Here is a 20,157-nt window from a genome sequence, read left to right as displayed (position 1 = left end):
TTTTTAGTGTCCGCCCCAGACGGACAAATGTCCACGAGCGGTGCCTGACACCCTATTCTTCAACCCTTCTTCTTCTGACTACGATTGCGCCGCCTGCTGTTAGGAGGAGTGCAGCCCCGGCGATGGAGCCGGCGAAGAGTGGTTTGTTTTCGTAGTATTTGACGAGTGCACTCTTTTCAGCGATTTCGAATGATAGTGTTGAGGTGCTTTCATTCCCCGCTTGATCGGCTGCTAAAACTTTAATTTTATACGGCTTAATCTCTTTAAGCGTTGTTTTGATCACTTGAAAGCCGTCTCTTGTTACCGCCTCACCAGTAAATGGCTCGCCATTTACGGTAATGGATTTAATCGTATCCTCCGGATTATCAAGACGGATTCCGACCTTAACCGCTTCGTAGTACTTCTTCTTTTCCTTCACGCCCTCGTAAATGACCTTTGGCGGGGTTGTATCAATAATAAATTCAACACTCATCTGCTGAATATTCCCGGCCTTATCCTTCGCCTCAATGAAAAGGACATGCTTCCCTTCCGTTTCAATTGGCATTCCGATTGTATAAGGCTCACCGTCTAAAGTCAGGGAAATAATATCATAGTCACTCAAGTCCTCAATCAAAAGGCCCGGGATGATGTGCTTATTAAAATACTGATTGGAAATCGGCTCCTTAAAGGTAATCTTCGGTGCCGTTTTATCAATCGTAAAGACAACAGTTTGCTTACTGACATTTTTCGCTTTATCGAAAATGTTCGCTTTTAATACATAATCGCGTTCGTTTTCAAGCTCTTGGCGATTGTTAAATTCGCCGCCATTAAGGGTTACCGTTGAATGACTCTCATCTAAATTCTTATCGGAGTACCTTACCCATGGCGTGATATTCTTATTAAAAAAGCCATCTTTTACCCCTGAAATAGTTATTTCCGGTCTTGTCGTATCTAAAATAAAGCTAATATCTAACGTCGCTTCGTTTCCGGCTTTATCCTTGGCAAGAACATGATAGTTGTATTCCATTTCTGTTGCCGCCATTGGAATATGGCCATTGATATTCGCTCCGCCGTTTAGCGTAACAGAGACAATCGTATCTTCAGTCTGATCCAAGACAAATTGCGGCGTGAAAATCATATTAATATACTCTCTGTCTTGAATCACGCGATTTTCACCCTTGAATTTAGCCGTAATCACTGGCGCCGTTTTATCAATCGTAAATTTCACCTTACGGCTAAAGCTGTTGCCTGCCTGGTCAACTGCTTCGACCATGACTTCGTATGTGCCTTCCTTGCTAAATAAATGACTGAGCACGGCCGTATCACCGTTCACCCGGAAGCTTCCGGCATTATAGCTGCTGCCATCCCTTGTCACCTGAATCGTGTTCAGTTTCAGGTTTTTATCCTTGATCGTTACATCCATTTGCTTATCGGTATTATAGTAGGCATCTTGTTCTACCCCATGAATCTCAATGGTTGGCTTTGTTTGGTCAATCGTAAAGCCAAAGGGCGGAATCGTCGAACGGTTGCCGGCTTTGTCTTTCAAACTCAGGGCAATTGTATAGTCACCGTCCCCGCTAAGTGTCTTTGCCAACAGTGCCTTGACTAGTACGCGGCCTGTCTTGGTGAATTCGTAGCCTTTCGTCCATTCCCCCACTGGAACCTGCACACCATCTTTTGTTATCTTAAGATCGATATCCTCTACGGCAAAATTTCGATCTTCAAGTGCAATCGTGATTTGCTTCGGGTCAGGATAATAATGATGCTGGTTCGGATTAATGTCTACCCCGGAAATGGTCAACTTCGGCGGCGTTTGGTCGATGATGAAATCCCTGACCACTTTTGCGCCTTTATTGCCAGCCTTATCCGTCGAAGCAAGCGTTACCGAATAATCGCCATCCTCACCGAACGTATAGGCACCGACACCTGTATCACTTGTTCCGGCCTGAAGCTTGATGTTTCCAACCTTTGAAAAAACAGAACCATCCTTCAGGACTGTTAACTCATTACCCGTTATATCGATGTTCGGATCGGTTATTTTAAAATTGAAGCTTGTATTTTTATTAAAATAAACCTTGCCAGAAAATTCAGGATCGATGGATAACACCGGGGCACTGTGGTCAATTGTGAAACCAATCGATTTTTGCTCAGCTGCATTCCCTGCCTTATCCTTGGCATCAACTGTAATGAGATAATCGCCTTCATTGTCTACAGCATCTGCCGTAAAAACAATCCGGTAAGTGGCCCGCGTCGAGCTCTGGGTCCAGGTTCCGCTGATACCCTCCGCCTGTTTAAACAAGGTACCGTCTTTTTTCTTAATATCAATCCTGACATCGTTCGTCTCAAAATTCGCTTGGGGCTCATCGACGATGATGGAAACCGTTCCAGACTGAGCGTAATGCCCTTTATTAAACTCTGAGCTCAATTCAGTTGCCACAACCGGGGCCGTCGCATCAATCGTAAATTGAACAGTTTGTTCCACTTCATGTCCGGCAGCGTCTTTCGCTGTTACAGTCACACGATATTCCCCGTCATAGCGGCTATCGGCTTTTTCATTCGTACCAAACGGAAGTGCCAGGGTGGAAATTTCAGCTGTATTCTCCCAGTTGGCGAAGCGCTCGTCCTGATAGGCCGCAAATTGACCGTCTCCATTCCGTTTTTCTACCTTATAAGTAACGAGATTGGTTTGATAATTTTTTTCCTTTACTTGGATCGTAACCGTACCGTTTTTAACAAAAGCACCCGGTTCGATTCCGGTTAGGGCCACTTCCGGTGCTCCGGTATCCACAACAAAAGTTAGTGGTCCGAACGATTCACTATTTTCTAACCCGTCGGCCGAGCTTAAGGAAAGTTGATAATCACCGTCAGCTAATATCATATCTTGTTTTAACACAGCAATCGTCCCTGATTGATCTACTATCAGGGGCACTTTTTTATTGTTGATTGTCAATTCCGTTTTGCTTATATCTAAAGTCAAATCGGTAATCTTGACACTAAGCTGTCCACTGGCATAATACTGTTGATCCGTTACGGCCTTTCCATCGATAAGGACCTCAAGCTCAGGCTTTTGGCTGTCAATGGTAAACTGAACCGTTTTCTTCGTTTTATTGCCGGCACTATCGCTTGCTAAAATCGTCAACTCATAAATGCCATCTTCGAACTCTTGTTTTACGGAGGCCGTCTTGCCATCTGCAGAATAGTCCAGATTTAACGACTCGTTTTCAAGCTTGCCGCCTATCGATTTCTTTTGCAGGCTCACTTCAGATGCTTTCGGATTAAGCTTAAGATCTTCCGATATGTTGATTTCAACCGCTTTTTTCTCGTTATATTTCTGCTGGTGCTCCACTCCTGTAACCGAAATCAACGGTGCGGTTTTATCAATTGTAAACGACAGCTGATAGCTAAAATCCTGGCCCTGATTATCAGTAATCATAACCGTTCCTTCGTAATAACCTTCTTCCTTCAAGGTAAGTTCGGCTTTTCTATACTGCCGCCAGCCAAGATGTTTCGGGGTAAAATCGATTTCCTGTTCAAAGCGTTCGCCGTTATGCGTCCGCACCAATGTGGCAACTGCCTTTGTAATGCGTCCGTCATCCTCAAACAAGATCGTGACATCCCGATTGTATAACCCTTCTTTCTCGACTCCAGACATTTTCGGATCGCCTTTATCAATCGTAAAGGTAACTGTTTCTTTGTCGCTTTCGTTGCCGGCTTTATCGACCAGGAAGGCCGTTACACTGTATTTCCCGGAATCGGTAAATGGAACCGTTCCTTTGTTAGCGTTTTTCTGATCCCAGCTAATTTCAGCCGGCTGACCTTGCCCGTCTTCATCATCCGTAACAACGAGAACAGAAACATCTTCATGGAAAAAATTCTGCTCTGACACGAGGAGATTTAACTCAACCGGATCAGTGTAGATCGATTTGTTAATGCCGGAGAGCTTGAGTTTCGGCTTTACGGTATCTCTTTCAATGCTGAAGCTTGCTCGCTTCCCTGTGAACCCCCATGTATTGTCGGAAAAATCAACAGTTACATCTAACCGGCCATCTTTTTGGGAAGGCAAAGAAACCTCAACCTTATACTCTCCTTTAAAAACAGCATCCTCATTGATTTTGCTTACCTTAATGGTGTTTGCCGCTTTTCCATCGTATGTTGCGCCGATGGTAAAGGGCTGCACGACATCTGCAGGTGCTGGTGGTTGTGGCGGTGCTGGATCTTCTGTTCCCTCATCGCCAGGCGCCGGTGCTGGGGCTTCTGTTCCCTCATCGTCAGGCTGATCAATGGAGCTAAGATAGTTTTGATAATCCTCTTTCAGGTCGATTGTAAAAGTCGCCATGTTTTGCTGGTTCGTAAACCATTCCGGCTTTGGGTCTTTATCGATATCCCACGTTTTGCCGTTCAGCTTTATATATCTGCTCGTCTCGTTTTGTGATCGTACATGGTTGGTAAACAAAAGCACAAAGCTGAGCATGATGATGGCAAAGCTAATCCATACGAACCATTTATTCTGCTTATAGCTTTTATTAATCAGTTCTCCCATCTTATTAGTCTCCTTTTATATAGCTGCATTCGTATGAACGATGACCACATCTCGTTCTATAATAAATTTGCTTTCTGAAGCCGGTCCCGTTAATACGGAAGACCCCTTTATCTCTTCATCCAACAGCACTGTCTCGTCAATCCCAATAGCTAATAATTCCGTTTCTGCTGCAGCTTCTTCCAAAAGCTCCGTTTCGTCTGTATCAGCTGCTGCCCAAAATTCAGGTACCTTGGTATCAGCCGCAGCCAAGAGTTCGGTCGCATCTGCATCAGCCTCAGCCAAAAACTCGGTCACATCTGCGTTGCTCGCTGCCAAAAGCTCGGCCGCATCTGCGTCAGCCGCAGCCAAAATTTCAGTCGCATCTGGATCGCTCGCTGTCAATAGCTCGGTCGCATCTGCATCAGCTGACGCCAAGAGTTCGGTTTCGTCATCGGCAACTACTGCCAAAAGTTCCGTTGCATCAACCTCACCAGAGGCCGCTACTTCCAATTCGACATCGCGGCGGGGCTGAATCTCCCGTGTGATTGGTTTAATACTCTGTTCGCGTTTAGAACGGGAGTGGGCCTTCAGCTTTTTGACCCACTTGTGGAAACTAAATCCGGTTAAATCCTCGATCACTTCTGAAATATTTAATTTGATAAAAAGAATAATCGAGATCATGAGCGAGAGGATGGCACCGGCAAGGCCGCCATAAAAGATTGTTTGATATTCCACCTTTATCCCCCCTGCCCTACCAGATTCAAATTCATATACCTTTTTCTCAGCTTTAAGAAGCCCTCATCCTTGACAGCATCCTTTAATTTCGCTGACTGCTCGTATACCTTTAAGGCGTGCTCATAATTCCTTCGTGCCTCTTTTTTCAGCTGCTCGATATCAAGCAGCAAGTTTCCTAGTTTAATATGAGCATTAAGACTCGCGGGAAACTGCTTGATTGTAAGCTCAAATTGTTCAATCGCCTGCTCAAACTGGCGCATTTCCTGATAAATCGTCCCGATTTTAATCATGTACTCCTCTTGATTTATATCATCACGAGCCTTAAGGAGATTGGTGTAATGGCGGATTGCTTCCTCAAAGTCGGCAGTGGCTTCCGTTTTATCCTCCGAATTAATGCCTTTGCTGTAATAGGCCTGTGCTAATTTCAGTTCAAAATCACGGGCATATTTGTCAGCCAGGAAATCATTATCCACGTTCGATAACACATTGTTGGCCCTGTCGATCAATTGAATCGCCCTTGTGTTCGCATTCGGAATTTGTGCTTTATACGATAAGTAAATATTCGCTAACGAATTGTAGTTGGCAATTTTTTTAGCATCAATGCGCGCTTTATCGGTGAATTTTTCAAAATCGTCCAAGTCATTGGCAAACTTTTTATAGTCAATATTTAAACTCCCCATCGTTGTAGCTAAAGACCTGTAGTACTCGACCTCCGGCTTGGCCTTTACCTCCACCTTGTTAAAAAATTCCTGGGCACGGAAATAATCCTTTTCGACATCGAAATACGTCATCCCTACTTTGAAAAGAACCTCGTTATTTCTGTCAACATTGCCATAGCCTTCATCGATATATCGTTCAATATTCGAAAGCCCTTTTTCTGCTTCCCCTCTACGAATATAAATATCTAGTAAATTGTTATAGGCCATGGCCTTGCTCTTATCTAGCTTAATGGCATTTTCAAGAATTTTAATCGCATCCGAATCGCGGCCGTTTTGGAGATAGCCGTTTGCGTCATAAATTAAACTCATATAATCCTGGAGCTGTTCATTCTTCATCCCTTTATAGCCCATGACAGAGGTCGTCGAAAATCCGAGGAACAGAACGGCCGGAATCAGGAAGACAGCCATTTTTTTAAAAAGCTTCCGTTTATAGCCCTGTGTTAATTTGTTGATATTCACTAGATCATAGGTTAACTCTTCACAGCTTTGATAACGATTCCCTGGCTCAGCCTGGGTACATTTAGAAATAATATGTTCAAGCCCCTCCGGCAGGGAAGAATTCCACGTTCGAATCGGCTTTAATTCATAGGGCGGATCATTTATGGTTTTTCCTGTCACTAAATGGTAGAGGGTCACACCTAAACTATAAATATCGGTTCTCGCATCGGTCTGCGCACCAGATATCTGCTCGGGAGCGGCATACCCTTTTGTGCCAAGGTTCGTGGTATCAGTCGTATTTTCTGTTTTAAACTCTCTGGCAATCCCAAAGTCGATCAGCTTGATTTTCCCCTCTGGGGTCAGCATGATATTATCGGGCTTCATATCGCGATAAATGATCGGATTTGGTTTTCTCGTATGTAAGTAGCTGAGGACATCACTTAACTGTTTCGCCCAATCGATGACCTCATCAGCGGAAGCCGTTTTCTCTCGATGCAGCTTCTCTTTCAGCGATTCACCTTCAATATAATCCATCACCACGTAAATTTCGCCTTGGCGGTCAATAACATCATAAATGCGCGGCAAGGCGCCGTGGTCCAATCTTTTTAGCATATTCGCCTCAACGACAAGACTGTTGACAAGTAATTCGTCATTCTTATTGGCGCGTTTGCGGATATCCTTTATGACCAGCGATTTCTTGAGCCTGTTATCCATCGCAAGATAAACAATACTCATACCGCCGCGGCCGATTTCTTTTAAAATTTCATAACGTTCATCAATAATGGTGCCGATTTTAATCAAGATACTTCACCCGCAGTTACTTTCGTTATTAATACGGAAATATTATCTCTTTCCATGCGTTTCTTTACCAGGTCGACCAGCCTGACAAGCGTTTCCTTCATTTGCTTCTCTTTTGAAAAACGGTCCGGTCTGAGACTGGTGAATATCTCATCCTCGCTGACTTCATGGTAAAAGCCATCCGTGCAGAGCATGAACAGATCACCTTCTTTTACTTCACCTTGTGATATGACAGGCCCAAGCTCCGGTGAGGCACCGACACATTGCAGCAGGACATTGCGGCGCGGATCGATTTTCGCTTGCTCTTCGGTAATATTGCCGCGTTCAAGCTCCCGGGCCACTAGCGTTTGATCGTTTGTTAATTGAAAAAGGTCGTCTCGAATACGGTAGGCTCTGCTGTCGCCAACGTGTAAAAGAAAATACTTGGAATCAACGATCAGTAACGCTGTGATCGTCGTTCCCAGCTTAATCTTCTTCTCATCCCCGTACGCTAAAATTTTTCGATTCAGCGCCTTTACATTTTCCGCTAATTGCTGCTGGATATCCGTTTCAATTTGCTCGATGTCTGACAAGAGTAACTTGGGAAGCTCCGATTCAAACCAGTCCGACACCCCCTTGATGACGGTGGCACTCGCCAATTCACCTTGGCTTAGTCCGCCCATACCATCGCAAACGGCAAACAGACCGATTCTTCCTTTAGGCGATTTTGCTGTTTTAATTAGCAAGGCATCTTGATTCGTTTTCTTTTTAATTCCAGCGTCTGTATGATAAGCAATTTGAAATGACATGCATTCACCGCCTTTCTTAAGCGAATTATTGAGTTCAATCGGCGAATTACTGAGGTCTATCAGCGAATTTTCCAGTTCAATCAGCGATTTTACGTATTCTATCGGCGATTTTCGCAGTTCTATCAGCGAATCTTATTTTCGCAGTTCTATCGGCGAATCTTAAAATACCTTAAAAATAAACTCTTCGTTGGCAAGCGTGATGCGGTCGTCATGCTTGATTTTCACCTTTTCATTCCGGGCGAGCTTGATATCGTTGACAAAGCTACCGTTTGTCGAGCGGTTGTCCTTCAAAAAGTACTCGCCATCCTCCGTTAGGATGTGGGCATGGACACGGCCGACCGCTTTATTATTCGAAATATAGTCGACATTCTTAGCATCACGGCCAAGCTTAAATACATCCTTGATAATCCCGATTTTCTCGCGATTCGCGACAGTTAATAAGAACGGCTGGGGAGCATCGATTCCCAGTGTAGTCGTGCCTTCATCGGCCACAGCTAAAACGCGAGATTCTTCGTCGGCCACACCTAAAACGGTTGTTCCTTCATCCTGATGTTCAATTTCAACGAAAATTCCCTGTCCATTTTGGTGAACGACATTAATTTGAGTCGCAGCCAACGCAGCCGCCACTTCCCCAGCGGCTCGCGTTTCACCGAGCTCCGTTCTGGTTACCCGTTTGTATTGAATTTCTTCCTCAATTTCAAGCTTTTGGCCTGTTTGCTTGTCGTGCGTCACACTCCGATTATGTGAGACTAGACCCTCATTTTGATCTTCAAGAAGAACTTCACCTTTGCCTGGACTATAGAAACTAGCCTTTTTACCGGCGGGCTGCTTTTTTGCCTGCCTTGAAGGGGAGCTTTTTCCGGTGGAACCACCAGTTGGTTTTTTTCCCAGAGGTTCCCTATTTCCATCTTGCGGCTGGTCAGACTCGTCAGGAACACTCGCAAGCACCTCTAGCGTTTCTTTAAAGTCCAGCAAATCAATCTCCTCAGCCTGTACAAGGTAATTATGAATTTTCATAAAGAAAGACAAATCGTCCTTCTCGTCATATGGTGCCATCCAAAGTAAACTTATTAAAAAATCCTTTACGGTGCCGGTTTCATATTGGTTATTTTTAATCGGCATATAGAAAAATAACGGTCTTCCTGATAATGGGTCGATATAGATATATCTTTTATCCGCGACAATATTACCCAGCTGCAGACCGATTTTTTTTGAATGAAGAAGGGTTTCTACTATATCTATTAGAAACTTGTGTAACCGTTCCTTGGAGAATCCTTTAAAAAATAGCGGTCTGATATTTTCCCATGCAGACAAATCATACCTAAAATAAACATCCTTCTCTTTTTCGATGACAACCATCGACAGCAAACCAAAGACTTGGCTATTTTCCAGCAAGCCAATTTCATTCGTGGCCACTCCTACATCGCCGTCCACCTTAAAAAATAAATATTCACGGCAATTCTCCACATTTAAATTCATTTGTTTGATCAAGGTTGTCCGACCCCTTTTGTTGGATTCCTATTAGCATGGAAGGGCAGCTTGCTCATAGCAGCCTTTGCCCTTCCATGGATTTACCGATTACTTAAATTGACTGGCGTTGTTGTTAATCGCCGCTTCTGTCGCATCGTAATTGGTGACTGTCACATCCAAGAATTTCGAGTAACTTTCCACCACGTCACGATAGTTATCAAACCGTGCCGAAAATGCGTTGAAATTGGCACGAATCGTATTGGAAGCATCACTATTCCATGTCTGGCTCAGCGCATTCATTTCTTTCTTAATATCTTGTAATCTAACATACAAGTTGTTGTTTAAATTTCTGATTTGGTTGGCTGTTTTACTAACCTCACCAAGTGAAATTTTTACTCCCTCAATCGTCATTAGCTCCACCCCCTTGTTTTAAAAAACACCCATTAGTTGCAAAAAAAAATTAGTTCGATAATCGTTTTGCACCGCTAATAACCTCATTTTGCGTGTCGCGATACGTTTTTGCTGATGTCTTCAGGAAATGAGAGAACTCATCCATTTTCGCCTTCATTTTCATGAAATCATCGGTAAAGCCTTTGATCTGGGTCACGTAAGCAAGATTATCTGCCCCTTGCCAAGCAGCACCCATTGCCTCAACTTCCGTAAACATCTGTTTATAGAGCCTTTCATAATCAGCGGCCTGCTGATCAATGCCCGTTGCGGCCTTTTCAAGCTTCGCCGGATCCACCATAATTGATCGTGCCATTACATTCACCCCCTTTCAAATTTAGGTATGCCCCTTAGACTGCATGCGCTGGACAATTCTCAAAGAATCGATACTGCCCCTTTTTCTTACATTTTTCTCAATTCATGAATAACCGCCCGGTACTTCCCTGCCGCGCTTTGCAGGCTTGAAGCACAATTAACGGCACCTATCCCCTTGAATTCCCGGTTAATACCTTGCGAGATATCATCAAGCTCCCGGGCAAGCACATTAAGTTCGGCAATAATGCTATCAATCTTATTTTTCACCTTTGCATCCATAGAAACACACCCCTTAAAACTAGCGAATTGCTTCTGCTTTTCTCAGTAATGCCGCCTCGCCTTTTTCCAATAATTCCATTGTCCTGTTAAGATACTGGATATTATCATTGAGTTTGAAATGAAAGGTCGTGAGCATATCTGCCTTTAACACATGCCCCAAATCCAACAGGTCGGCATCACGATACAAACTATCAATCATGCTGTTCATGTGCTCCGTTCTTCGCTTTAATGCTTGCAATCTTGAAGAATAGTAAGCGAGCCTCGAAAGATCGACTTTTAGAATTGGCTCTACTGCAAAACCGTGACCGCCGGTAAGTGTACCCCATAGCAGTGAAGCAAACGATTTTGCTTTATCGATGAATCGGTCGAAAAACTGGCTTAATTCCTGCTTTAATTTCTGCGAAACCTTCATAACAGTAAAAATATAGCGAAGGCACTCAATTTTGATTTGCAGCAGTTTCTCATCAAGTTTCTGCTTCATATCTGCCGCTTTTACCAAAGTAATAATCATCATTTGGAACACAGCATGTTTGACCGAAGCAATCGCTTTATCGGTAAGTGCTTCAAAGGATAACGGAAGCATAATTCCGGAAAAAACAAAATTTCCGCCCATCCGGCCGTTGGATGCCCCGTCAGATGCCCCAATGAAGTTTCCGTTTTCATCAAACTCAACTGCCTTCAAGTCATGGGCATCGAGGGCAAGAACACCGTAGGCAAGAACTGCCGAGAGCAAAGCCAATTTCCCCATCTTATTCTTTGTTTTTACCGTCTTGTTGACATAGGATACATGCCCTAGCTGTGAAACCGCATCGTCTTCATGAACGATAAACATATTCCGCTCGCTTTTTAAAATTTCCTTCTGTTCCTTTGAGAGAATCCACCAGTTAAGCGGAGCGCCATTGACAACATAGGATTTGAGTTTTTCATCTTTATTGAAATAATTAACTAACACATAATTGGCTAAATTTCCGCCTTTGGAGTGACCAATGACAAAGGTATCACCCTTGGCTCCTAGAATAAAATCTTCATAAAATTTAGCCGCTTCTTTTTGTTGCTGGATTTCCTGGCCGATACCTGCTTCAATATTGGAGCTCCAGTCTGTCGTGAAATTCAGCGGATTAAACGGATTTTCACTGCCTCTGAATAATGCGGTAGCATTCCCTTCATCATCCTTCAAAGCATAGCCAACAAACCCGGAAGTAAACTTTCCATGGAAAACCTCTTTCCATGATGGGTTGTTGTTTTGGTAACCTGTTAATTGAATATTTGCCAGGTTGCTGCCTTTTGGATCGTTAACATATTTCAAAATTGCTTGAAAGGACTCATTATCTTTTAAATCCCCCTTTGCTTCAAGCATCCTAGGAAGTAAAGATTGGATATCAGTATGGATTTCCGGATCAATTGATATCGAGCTTGGTATATCTATGTAGGAAAACTGCAGCAGTAAATATTTCTCCTCATCTGTTAATTTAGATAATGACATCTCATTACTCCTCAGCTACCTTATAATATTTCATTAATTCTTCCGGATTATGAAAATTATATCGATCATCAACCATTAAATAGCCGTAAACCTGCGCATCTAAGTTGGACCAAGGAAGATTATTAACATTTGAGGTTCTAATATAATCGGCCATTTTATCTTCAGATTTGTCAACAAATCCCACAGAAAGAGTACAGTATTTTGTTTGTAAATTTTTTATCACTTCAAAAGCCTGATATAATCCAGTACTGTATTCATCTAAGTTAGGTTCTCCATCCGTTCTAATCGCAACTTCTAAAACAACCATAAGTTTATTGTTTTCATTTTTAATATATTCATAAAGAGATAGGTCCTTAAATCGAGCATCATCCTCTGAGGAATTAACAAAAACCCGATAAATGCTCTCTTTTGGCAGATATTTTTCTAATTGATCATTCAAGCTTTTCGTTAGCTCATCACCCCAAATGGCAGATATATAGCCATCATAATAATGAATCTCTTTTGACTGACTTTGTCCCGCCTCAAAAATTTGTTCAGGTTTTCCCTCTGGATAAACATAGAGCTTATCTCGCCCATACATATCGGGAAACAGGAGACTGCCTTTTTGTTTACCTTCGACAGCAAACTTTTCACCGTACTTATCTTCCAAATAATTCAAAATCTTTCCTTCTGAACTCATGCAACCCGTTCCTCCTATCACTACAAGGATTAATAGGATGATCATCATAATCCTTTTCGTTATTTTCATCGGACACCTTCCTAACCAAGTTCTTTTTTTAAAAAATTCATAGCAGCATCAGCTTTGTCCCGTTTTTGAAGCCGAGTTCTTCAACAGTGCTGTTAATATTAAAGATTTCCCCTGTGTGCCGGTTGCAAAGAATAGTCTGTTCGGTTCCGGTAAAATACCCTTCCGACAATTCGGTCATCGTATTCGCTAGTAACAGCACAAGTTCGTGAAGCGGGCTTTTGAGCGGGAGGAAGGTATCAAATGACTGTTTGGCAGCAGGGATAAACACTTCCACTAACACCTTATCCATAAATCAATTCCTCCTCACTCACAGCTGCTGAAGATAACAGCTTCACTAATACCGGCTTCCCTTTCTTAATCACATAACCAAAGTCGTTCGGTATTTCCTGATACATCTCGCTAGTGGTCTTATTTGTCTTTAATACATATTGATCGGTTATGCCGCTGCCAACCCAAATTCCATCGTTTTGCGAAACCTGAGTTTTAAACCAGCTTTCATAGGAAATCGAGTTGATACGGTCAGCCTGGTCGCCAATGATAAGATGGACGGCGAGCGAGCTGCCCTTCTCTAAAAACACTGTCAGCTTATCCTTGCCATCTGCTGATAAGCTGTTATTCATCTCGATGAACGAATCAATCACACAGAAAATAGGTTCAAACACCGGCGGCTTCACGCCGTCCGCGACCGCATCCTTTGTCGTGTTATTGCGGTAGACAAGGGTGTTAAATAGATACACAACCGTCTCTTCGATTGGATTGGCCCCGGTCACATAGCGATAGTTCCGGTTCGAATCTGTTCGAAAGTTATGAAACGGGTCAATCGCAATCACTTCACTCTCCCCGCTCGCCGCAAGCACTTCCGCTGCACCTTGGATAAACTCAGTGCATTCTTTATCACTGCTGCCGGTAAGCACAAGATTGACTAATGAGTCGCTAAAGTCATAATAAGAAAGCGCCAGCGAGTTTTTCTCAACCGCTACTGGTACTTTCCCTGGCTGAGTGGTTTTCAGTTCGCCGGCGGCAAAAAAGTCGCGATCGACTTTTTCCGGAAGAATTGGAATCCTTCTTGCCCTCGCCTTATGCCAACCCTTGCTTTTCTCCAAGCAATAATTCGTCATAAAGCGATACATATCCGTTGTGTCATCGGTTATCAGAGCGGTCTGGAATTCATACACACTGCCCGTTTTAAAAATGCCTCGTCCTTTATATTTCGAAGGATAGACACCGTCAACACTGCCCAATACACCTGAGTATTCCGTTGTGTCGTTCAATTGCAGGACTAACAGCTGCTTGAAATTTTGCAGCAAACGATAGCGGATAGCTCCTGTGTTTGCCGCAGTGACGACAAAGTAAATGCCGTATTTGAGTCCTTCGCGCGTCAAGAAAGAAATGGCTTCTTCATAATCTTCATACATCTCCGAAAAAGCAGCGTAATTATGAATCACGACAACAATCGAAGCGAGCGCTTGATTGGCTGTGCGATTGTAAGTGCCGAAATCGCCGCCATAATTAGAAAGTAACTTTTTCCGGCGTTCGATTTCCTTCGTTAACATTTTAAATAAGTTGGTAACCTTCTCGCTTTCATGAGACAGCACGACATCACCGACTTGGGGCGCTTCCCGGAACCAGCTTAATGTTTCACTGCTAAAATCTAATAGGTATAAATGGACCTCTTCCGGTGTGTGCTCTTCCATAAGTGAATAAATCATGGTCGCCAAGAAAGTGGTTTTTCCGCTCCCAGCGACACCATAAAGGACGGTGTTCCCTTCCGCTGTTAACGGCAGTCTCAGGATGTGCTGGCTTTGATTTGCCGGGTCATCGTACTCGCCAATCAGCGGATTTAAGGCAAAGCTTTGCTCTTCGGTCACACGATATTTTTCATGCAATTTTTCTAAATAGATCTGACTTGGAATTGGCTCGAGCCAGAGTTGTTTCACTTTAACCTGTTCTTGAGACGCCAAATGGGCTAGGTAATTCGTGATTTCATCTAATTGCTTCGGCGGATTCTTCATCAGCGTGTTCCGTTTGTCAATCCGGGCGCTCTTTAGAACGCGGCCGAGATGATCGATGACAACGATGCTGTCATCACGGCGAGTATCCAATTTTTCCTCTGGATAATACGGCGCACCGCCCCAGGCTGACTGCCCGAGCATAAATACTTCATTAAATCCGACTTGGAGGTAAAAGCGCCCAGTTGTCGAGAGCTCGGCAGCATCCGGCCGCTTAATGACCTCCATGCTGTCCGCCTTCTCCTGCACTTTCAGGCTGATTCTAAATTTGCTGTTGCTCCAAATCTGGTCATCGACAACGCCCGATGGCTTTTGCGTCGCGAGAATTAAGTGAATCCCGAGGCTGCGGCCAATCCTGGCTGCACTGACAAGCTGTGCCATGAATTCCGGCTGCTGCGTCTTCAGCTCAGCAAATTCGTCAGAAATAATCAACAAATGCTGCAGCGGCTCGGTAACCCGGCCTTCCCGGTACAGCTTTTGGTATTTATAAATATCGATATTGCTTTCATTGACCCGTTTGCTCGTTTCGCTAAAAATCGCCTGGCGCCGCTTCAGCTCACTTTGAATTGAAATCAGCGAACGCTTCACAGCGGCTCCGTCGAGGTTGGTAATTGTCCCGGCTAAATGCGGCAGGTTCACAAACGCATTCGCCATGCCGCCGCCCTTATAATCGATTAAAATAAACGCCACTTCATCCGGGTGATAATTTACTGCGAGTGACATAATAAGCGTCATGATAAACTCACTTTTCCCGGATCCGGTCATCCCGGCAATCAGTCCATGCGGACCGTGGAATTTTTCATGGAGATCGAGCTTGAATAATTCCCCAGCTTGATCGACCCCGATTGGTGTTTCCAGTGTTTTTACCGGATCATTTTCTTTCCATTTTGTCAGCACATTTAGATGCTCAATCTTACTAACACCAAACATTTCTAAAAAGGTAAGCATCTCCGGCAGCGTATACGCCTTATTTAATGAAGAAAGCTTGATGTTTGCAAGCTGAATGGCAAGTTTCTCCGGGTCCTCCTGCAAATAGATATCGGGGCGAAATGCCGTATATTGTCCCGTAATATCATCTTTATCAAAAATCTTTGCCGTGGTGTCGTCCAGTTCAATGACTGCTGAACATTCCTTAGGCAAATTTTTCAATTCATCATAAAGGGTAATTAGACTAAAGCCGATGCTCTGGTTTGCTTTTAACATCATCGTAAACATTTCCGCTTTTGCTGCTAAATTTTTATCCATTGAAAAAATCACGTAGTGCGGTGCAGCTGATTCGTCCGCTTGCTCCAGCCGCTGGGAAAGTTCTTTTTCAAGTATAGCTGACAGCTCTTTTAATTCATTGGCATCAGTGGCCATAAAACGAATGGTTTTCGTATCATCCCACACATGTGGCAGCCATTTTACAAAATCCCACATGTCCTGTTCTCGTTTATCGTAAACAAACACCAATTTTAATTCATCATAACTATGTAAGGCTGTTAATTGAAAAATCAGCCCCTCGACAAAGTCCTTTACCTGTTCCCTGCTGCCAATAATCCCGCTGACCTTTTCCTCTAAGAGTGAGAAAGTGACGGGTACATCCGTTAAGACCTTAGGCGTATCTGCCAGTTTATAGAGCTCTGCTTGCAGCTCATCATCCTCAAGAGTAAAGCGTTTTTCCGGAAATTTAATGTCAGCATTGAGCGGCAAATTACCAAGACCTAAACGCAGCTTTAAAAAGTCATTCTGACCAAGGGTCCGTTCCCACAGATTTCGCTGCCGCGCTTGAATTCTGGCGACACAATGCCCAATCGGGACATGGTTCTCATGCAGAATCTCGCTTTGCCGCTTCTGTTCTTCTTCGATGACCTTCGCCATTTCCACTAAGTAGGCGCGATATTTTTCCTGTCTGATTTTTTCCCGTTTAATCCTGGTCTTTTTCTCATGCCGTTTCGTTAAAATCGGCCAAAGGATCGTCCCCACCAACATACTAAATGACATTACCAACATCGGCATTGCTTGCATGATGTTCCCATTTGTTGACATGACATTTTGTAAAGTAAACAGACCCATAAACAAAGAGGCCATTCCCATTGTGAGCGACGGCCCTAGTAGCAGCATCAACGGGGTTTCTTCAGGGTTCGCTGGCTGTGGCGGGGGATCAATTTTGATTTCTGACGTAGCGATTTCTCTTTTAAAACGAGGAGAGCGGTAAAAAAGCTCATCATCTGCCTCCTCCTGTTGAAATTCATCTAGCTCTTCCTCTTCCGTTATGGTTGGCTGTTCGGCAGCAAACGGCTGAAACGCATTGCGCTCCAAAAGAACTAGCTGATGCGGGTTGTTTAACGACAGCAGTTTCCCGTTGTAAATAATTTTTAACCCCATTATGTAAATACAATCGCCGATTTTAAGGGTATGCTCCGTTACCTTTTCCCCGTTCACATAGGTGCCATTTGAACTTTTTAGATCACGGACGACGGCTTGGCCGTTCTTGTCATATTCAATGACACAGTGTGAATTGGACACTAATTTATTGGCAAAACAAATTTGACTGTCTTTCGACCTGCCGATTTTTACCTCATTTGTGGTAACGTAGTGCTTTGTATATATATATTGATCTTGTTTTGATGGCTCGGCATATAAAAGTGACGGCTTTTCATTTTCACGCTTAATCGTATAGGTTTTGAATGGTTCCACCGGCTGCTTGCTTAGCTTTTGACCCTCGGCATTGCTTATGTACGCATATTTATTGGACTTTATGAACCATTGTCCGTCTTCGGCCTCAACCGCCATCAGCTCGATTTTGCTGCCACCCTCATCTTCCGTAGAAAGGACATACCGGCCCGTTACCCGCTCCGGCAATACAAACGTGAGTGCTTTTTTGCGGTCAAATAATGTTAAGATCACTTAAATCTCTCCCCGATTTGCTTGTATCTATTACCGTATAAAGTGTATTTTCACAATGTGTATAGGTTTAATGGAGTATTGAGACTGTTAGTTCCTAGCAGCAATACCCTCCAATGGAATTATGTTTATGTTAACAATTGGGATTCCTAAATTTTTACTTCTTTATCATATCATTTTTTTAATAGGGCTAAATTCCTTTACTGATAGGACTAAGGGACCGTTTTTTCGATCCCTTTGTTATATAGAGGGGGAGGGGACGAGAACCTAAATATTAGCGTAATAAGTAGCATAGTAAAAATGATTTCTGATCTGATTTAACTGAGAATAATTGATTGAAGTAACCCCTAAAGGACATTTAACATCAAATACCCATATTTTCTGTAAATCATCAAGGACAATATCTATATTGAGTTCATGGGTGTACTGGAATTTCTCCTTTTTGATTTGCACCAAATGCGAAGCAAATTGAAGAGCAAAGTGCTCAATATTTTGTTTTATTTTGGTGTGGTTTTCCCCAAACTGTTGTTTGAGAAAGGAATCAATTTCCTGAGTAGATCCACCAGAGCTCATATTGGTAATAATACTCCCTTTGGGGGCAATTTTTGGGTATATGGAAGTTACTGTCCATTCACTAAATAAATTTTTCTGAAGTTGTAATTGAAGGTTATAGCTATTTCCGTCTGTTGTTTTACATAAAAGGTAAGGCTGAATAAAGAAGCGTTCCTCTGTCATTTTATGTCTTATTAAAATTCTCAGCTGTTCAGGGTCTCTCTCCAATAGTTGTCCATCTTTCCAAACAAAGCATGTCCCCTCTTTTCTTTCAACAAGAAACATGTTTGCATTGTTGTTTCTTTCATATAGCTTTACGATAATTCTCTCGTATTCACTTAAAATATCAAAGAAATGCCCGGAAGTTTTAATGGTGTAAGATGGGATTAAATTTTGGTTAAATTGAACTTCATTCTGTAACGTCTCATATAAATCAATCCAGTTTTCTAGAGGAAAATTTAAGATGGGGATGCTCCTTTTTAGTTCACGTAGTATGGTCATTTCCTTCTTAGAATGCGAACTTAAATTATAAATAACATCTGGAAACGTTGTATCCCTTTGTCTCCATTCTCCGTATTCATAAACAAATCCTCGAACAATCCGTTTCCTTATATCCACCTGTGAAGGAGTGAAATAAAAGATATCCGCACTTTCTGCTTTTGCAATTACCCAATAAGCATACAATGGACTATATTCATTAGGATTCTGATGATGATGCAATAAACCAATTCGTACCAAAATTTATTCACCTCTGTTTTTCTAGGTTCACTTTTTCATTGTATGAATTGTTTAATCCTTAAGATTGTACAAAAACCTATGAGCACGAAAACTATGTAAATTTTATGAAATACTCCAATTCTTTTACACTGGTTGTAATTTGATTAAATATCAATGAATTGCTTGGCCAAATTGTTGCACAATAAGTGTGCAAACATTTTATTTGGAGGTAGTTACGATTGAAAAAGTTTATTCTCGTTTTAATAGCTGTATTTCTATTAACAGGTGGCTCATTTGGTATCGTATTTGAAAAAAACAAAGTGAATGCAGCACCAATTATTGGTCCAAATCAAACAGCCGATCAAATTGCTGATGCTATCATTAAAACAGGTGTTAGTTTAATTGGAAAAGCAACATACAGTCGAACTGAATATAAAGCAACATATCCCTACAAATTTTCTTGTGCGACTTTTATTGATTTTATCTTTAAACAAAATGGGGTAGATTTAGCAACTTATAATGAGGACTACATGTTAAAGCTCGGTGTTCCTGTCAATAAAGAACAGCTAAAAAAGGGAGATTTATTTTTCTTTGATGTGGACAAGACAGACAGCAATCCAGCCGATCATATTGGAATTTATATGGGGTCTAACAAGCTTCTACATATGGCTGACCCGACACAAAACATTGTGATATCAGATATGTCCGCTAAACCTTACTACACTGAAAATTTTGTCGGAGCCAGACGTGTCATACCAAGCTATATGCCTTCAAGCCCGCTTTCGGCAGCGGATAAGATTGTAAATATGGCTTACACCTTACAGGGAAATGTCACCATAAGCAATAACGTTAATAATCCCGCAACTAAAACGTTTACAAACGGGGGGATTGTAAACTACATTTACGGACAAAATGGAATCACTCTTGGTACCAACAACGTTAGCGAGCTCGTTAAAAAAGGTACCTTTGTGTCAAGGGCAAACCTTAAGAAAGGGGATCTTGTATTTTTCACCAACACAATTGGTTCAAATACACCTAATATCGTCGCCATTTACGGTGGAAATAACAAAGTTATTTTCACAAATCCAACTCAAGGCATAGTATCCAGGGTGTTGTTTTTTCCTTGGTACGACACACATTACCTAACAGCGCGCCATGTGATCAAGTAATATGGTTATAGATGATTGTACTTGGGATAAAAGAAAAAACAAAAAAGGGCAGCTATTCAGCTGTCCTTTTTCGTGCCTGGCAACGTCCTACTCTCACAGGGGCGCA

The 20,157-nt window shown here is 42.6% G+C and carries 14 protein-coding genes; 1 reads left to right on the top strand and 13 read right to left on the bottom strand.

Annotated features, from left to right (window positions below):
• Positions 1-52: 52 nt before the first annotated feature.
• The 13 genes from BANVL01_RS23280 to BANVL01_RS23220 all read right to left on the bottom strand — a co-directional run bounded on the left by BANVL01_RS23280 (position 53) and on the right by BANVL01_RS23220 (position 18,849).
• A complete protein-coding gene (locus BANVL01_RS23280; protein WP_066091981.1) occupies positions 53-4,519 on the bottom strand; it encodes an Ig-like domain-containing protein in 4,467 nt (1,488 codons plus the stop codon).
• A gap of 15 nt (positions 4,520-4,534) precedes the next feature.
• A complete protein-coding gene (locus BANVL01_RS23275; protein ID WP_066091983.1) occupies positions 4,535-5,233 on the bottom strand; it encodes a hypothetical protein in 699 nt (232 codons plus the stop codon).
• 2 nt (positions 5,234-5,235) lie between these two features.
• A complete protein-coding gene (locus tag BANVL01_RS23270; RefSeq protein ID WP_066091986.1) occupies positions 5,236-7,191 on the bottom strand; it encodes a serine/threonine-protein kinase in 1,956 nt (651 codons plus the stop codon).
• Positions 7,188-7,976 carry a PP2C family protein-serine/threonine phosphatase gene (locus BANVL01_RS23265; RefSeq protein WP_066091989.1) on the bottom strand — a complete coding sequence of 263 codons (789 nt, stop codon included), beginning with the start codon at positions 7,974-7,976 and terminating at the stop codon, positions 7,188-7,190. The genes BANVL01_RS23270 and BANVL01_RS23265 overlap by 4 nt, the downstream gene beginning before the upstream one ends.
• Positions 7,977-8,135: 159 nt before the next feature.
• Positions 8,136-9,467 carry an FHA domain-containing protein gene (locus BANVL01_RS23260; protein WP_066091992.1) on the bottom strand — a complete coding sequence of 444 codons (1,332 nt, stop codon included), beginning with the start codon at positions 9,465-9,467 and terminating at the stop codon, positions 8,136-8,138.
• A gap of 87 nt (positions 9,468-9,554) precedes the next feature.
• On the bottom strand, positions 9,555-9,857 hold the full coding sequence (locus BANVL01_RS23255; protein WP_066148103.1) for a pore-forming ESAT-6 family protein: 303 nt from the start codon (positions 9,855-9,857) through the stop codon (positions 9,555-9,557).
• Positions 9,858-9,906: 49 nt separating this feature from the next.
• On the bottom strand, positions 9,907-10,209 hold the full coding sequence (locus BANVL01_RS23250; RefSeq protein WP_066091995.1) for a WXG100 family type VII secretion target: 303 nt from the start codon (positions 10,207-10,209) through the stop codon (positions 9,907-9,909).
• A gap of 86 nt (positions 10,210-10,295) precedes the next feature.
• Positions 10,296-10,487 carry a hypothetical protein gene (locus tag BANVL01_RS23245; RefSeq protein ID WP_066091998.1) on the bottom strand — a complete coding sequence of 64 codons (192 nt, stop codon included), beginning with the start codon at positions 10,485-10,487 and terminating at the stop codon, positions 10,296-10,298.
• A 19-nt stretch (positions 10,488-10,506) separates the two neighbouring features.
• A complete protein-coding gene (locus BANVL01_RS23240) occupies positions 10,507-11,970 on the bottom strand; it encodes an Mbeg1-like protein (protein WP_066092000.1) in 1,464 nt (487 codons plus the stop codon).
• A 4-nt stretch (positions 11,971-11,974) separates the two neighbouring features.
• Complete coding sequence (locus BANVL01_RS23235) at positions 11,975-12,718, bottom strand: hypothetical protein (protein WP_066092003.1); 744 nt, start codon at positions 12,716-12,718, stop codon at positions 11,975-11,977.
• Positions 12,719-12,755: 37 nt separating this feature from the next.
• Positions 12,756-13,007 carry a methyltransferase gene (locus tag BANVL01_RS23230; protein WP_066092006.1) on the bottom strand — a complete coding sequence of 84 codons (252 nt, stop codon included), beginning with the start codon at positions 13,005-13,007 and terminating at the stop codon, positions 12,756-12,758.
• On the bottom strand, positions 13,000-17,616 hold the full coding sequence (gene essC, locus BANVL01_RS23225; RefSeq protein WP_066092009.1) for a type VII secretion protein EssC: 4,617 nt from the start codon (positions 17,614-17,616) through the stop codon (positions 13,000-13,002). The genes BANVL01_RS23230 and essC overlap by 8 nt, the downstream gene beginning before the upstream one ends.
• 264 nt (positions 17,617-17,880) lie before the next feature.
• Positions 17,881-18,849: a YheC/YheD family protein gene (locus BANVL01_RS23220; RefSeq protein ID WP_156482399.1), complete on the bottom strand. Its 969-nt coding sequence runs from the start codon at positions 18,847-18,849 to the stop codon at positions 17,881-17,883.
• A gap of 272 nt (positions 18,850-19,121) precedes the next feature.
• Here BANVL01_RS23220 and BANVL01_RS23215 point away from each other — a divergent pair, with 272 nt between their 5' ends.
• The gene (locus BANVL01_RS23215; RefSeq protein WP_066092015.1) at positions 19,122-20,051 is read left to right on the top strand and encodes a C40 family peptidase; all 930 of its coding nucleotides are present in this window, start codon (positions 19,122-19,124) and stop codon (positions 20,049-20,051) included.
• Positions 20,052-20,157 lie beyond the last annotated feature (106 nt).

Source organism: Neobacillus novalis NBRC 102450 (assembly GCF_001591805.1).
Lineage (GTDB): Bacteria > Bacillota > Bacilli > Bacillales > Cytobacillaceae > Neobacillus > Neobacillus novalis.
The sequence above is the reverse complement of the archived record's forward strand: the minus strand, read 5'-3'. Positions and strand labels throughout refer to the sequence as shown.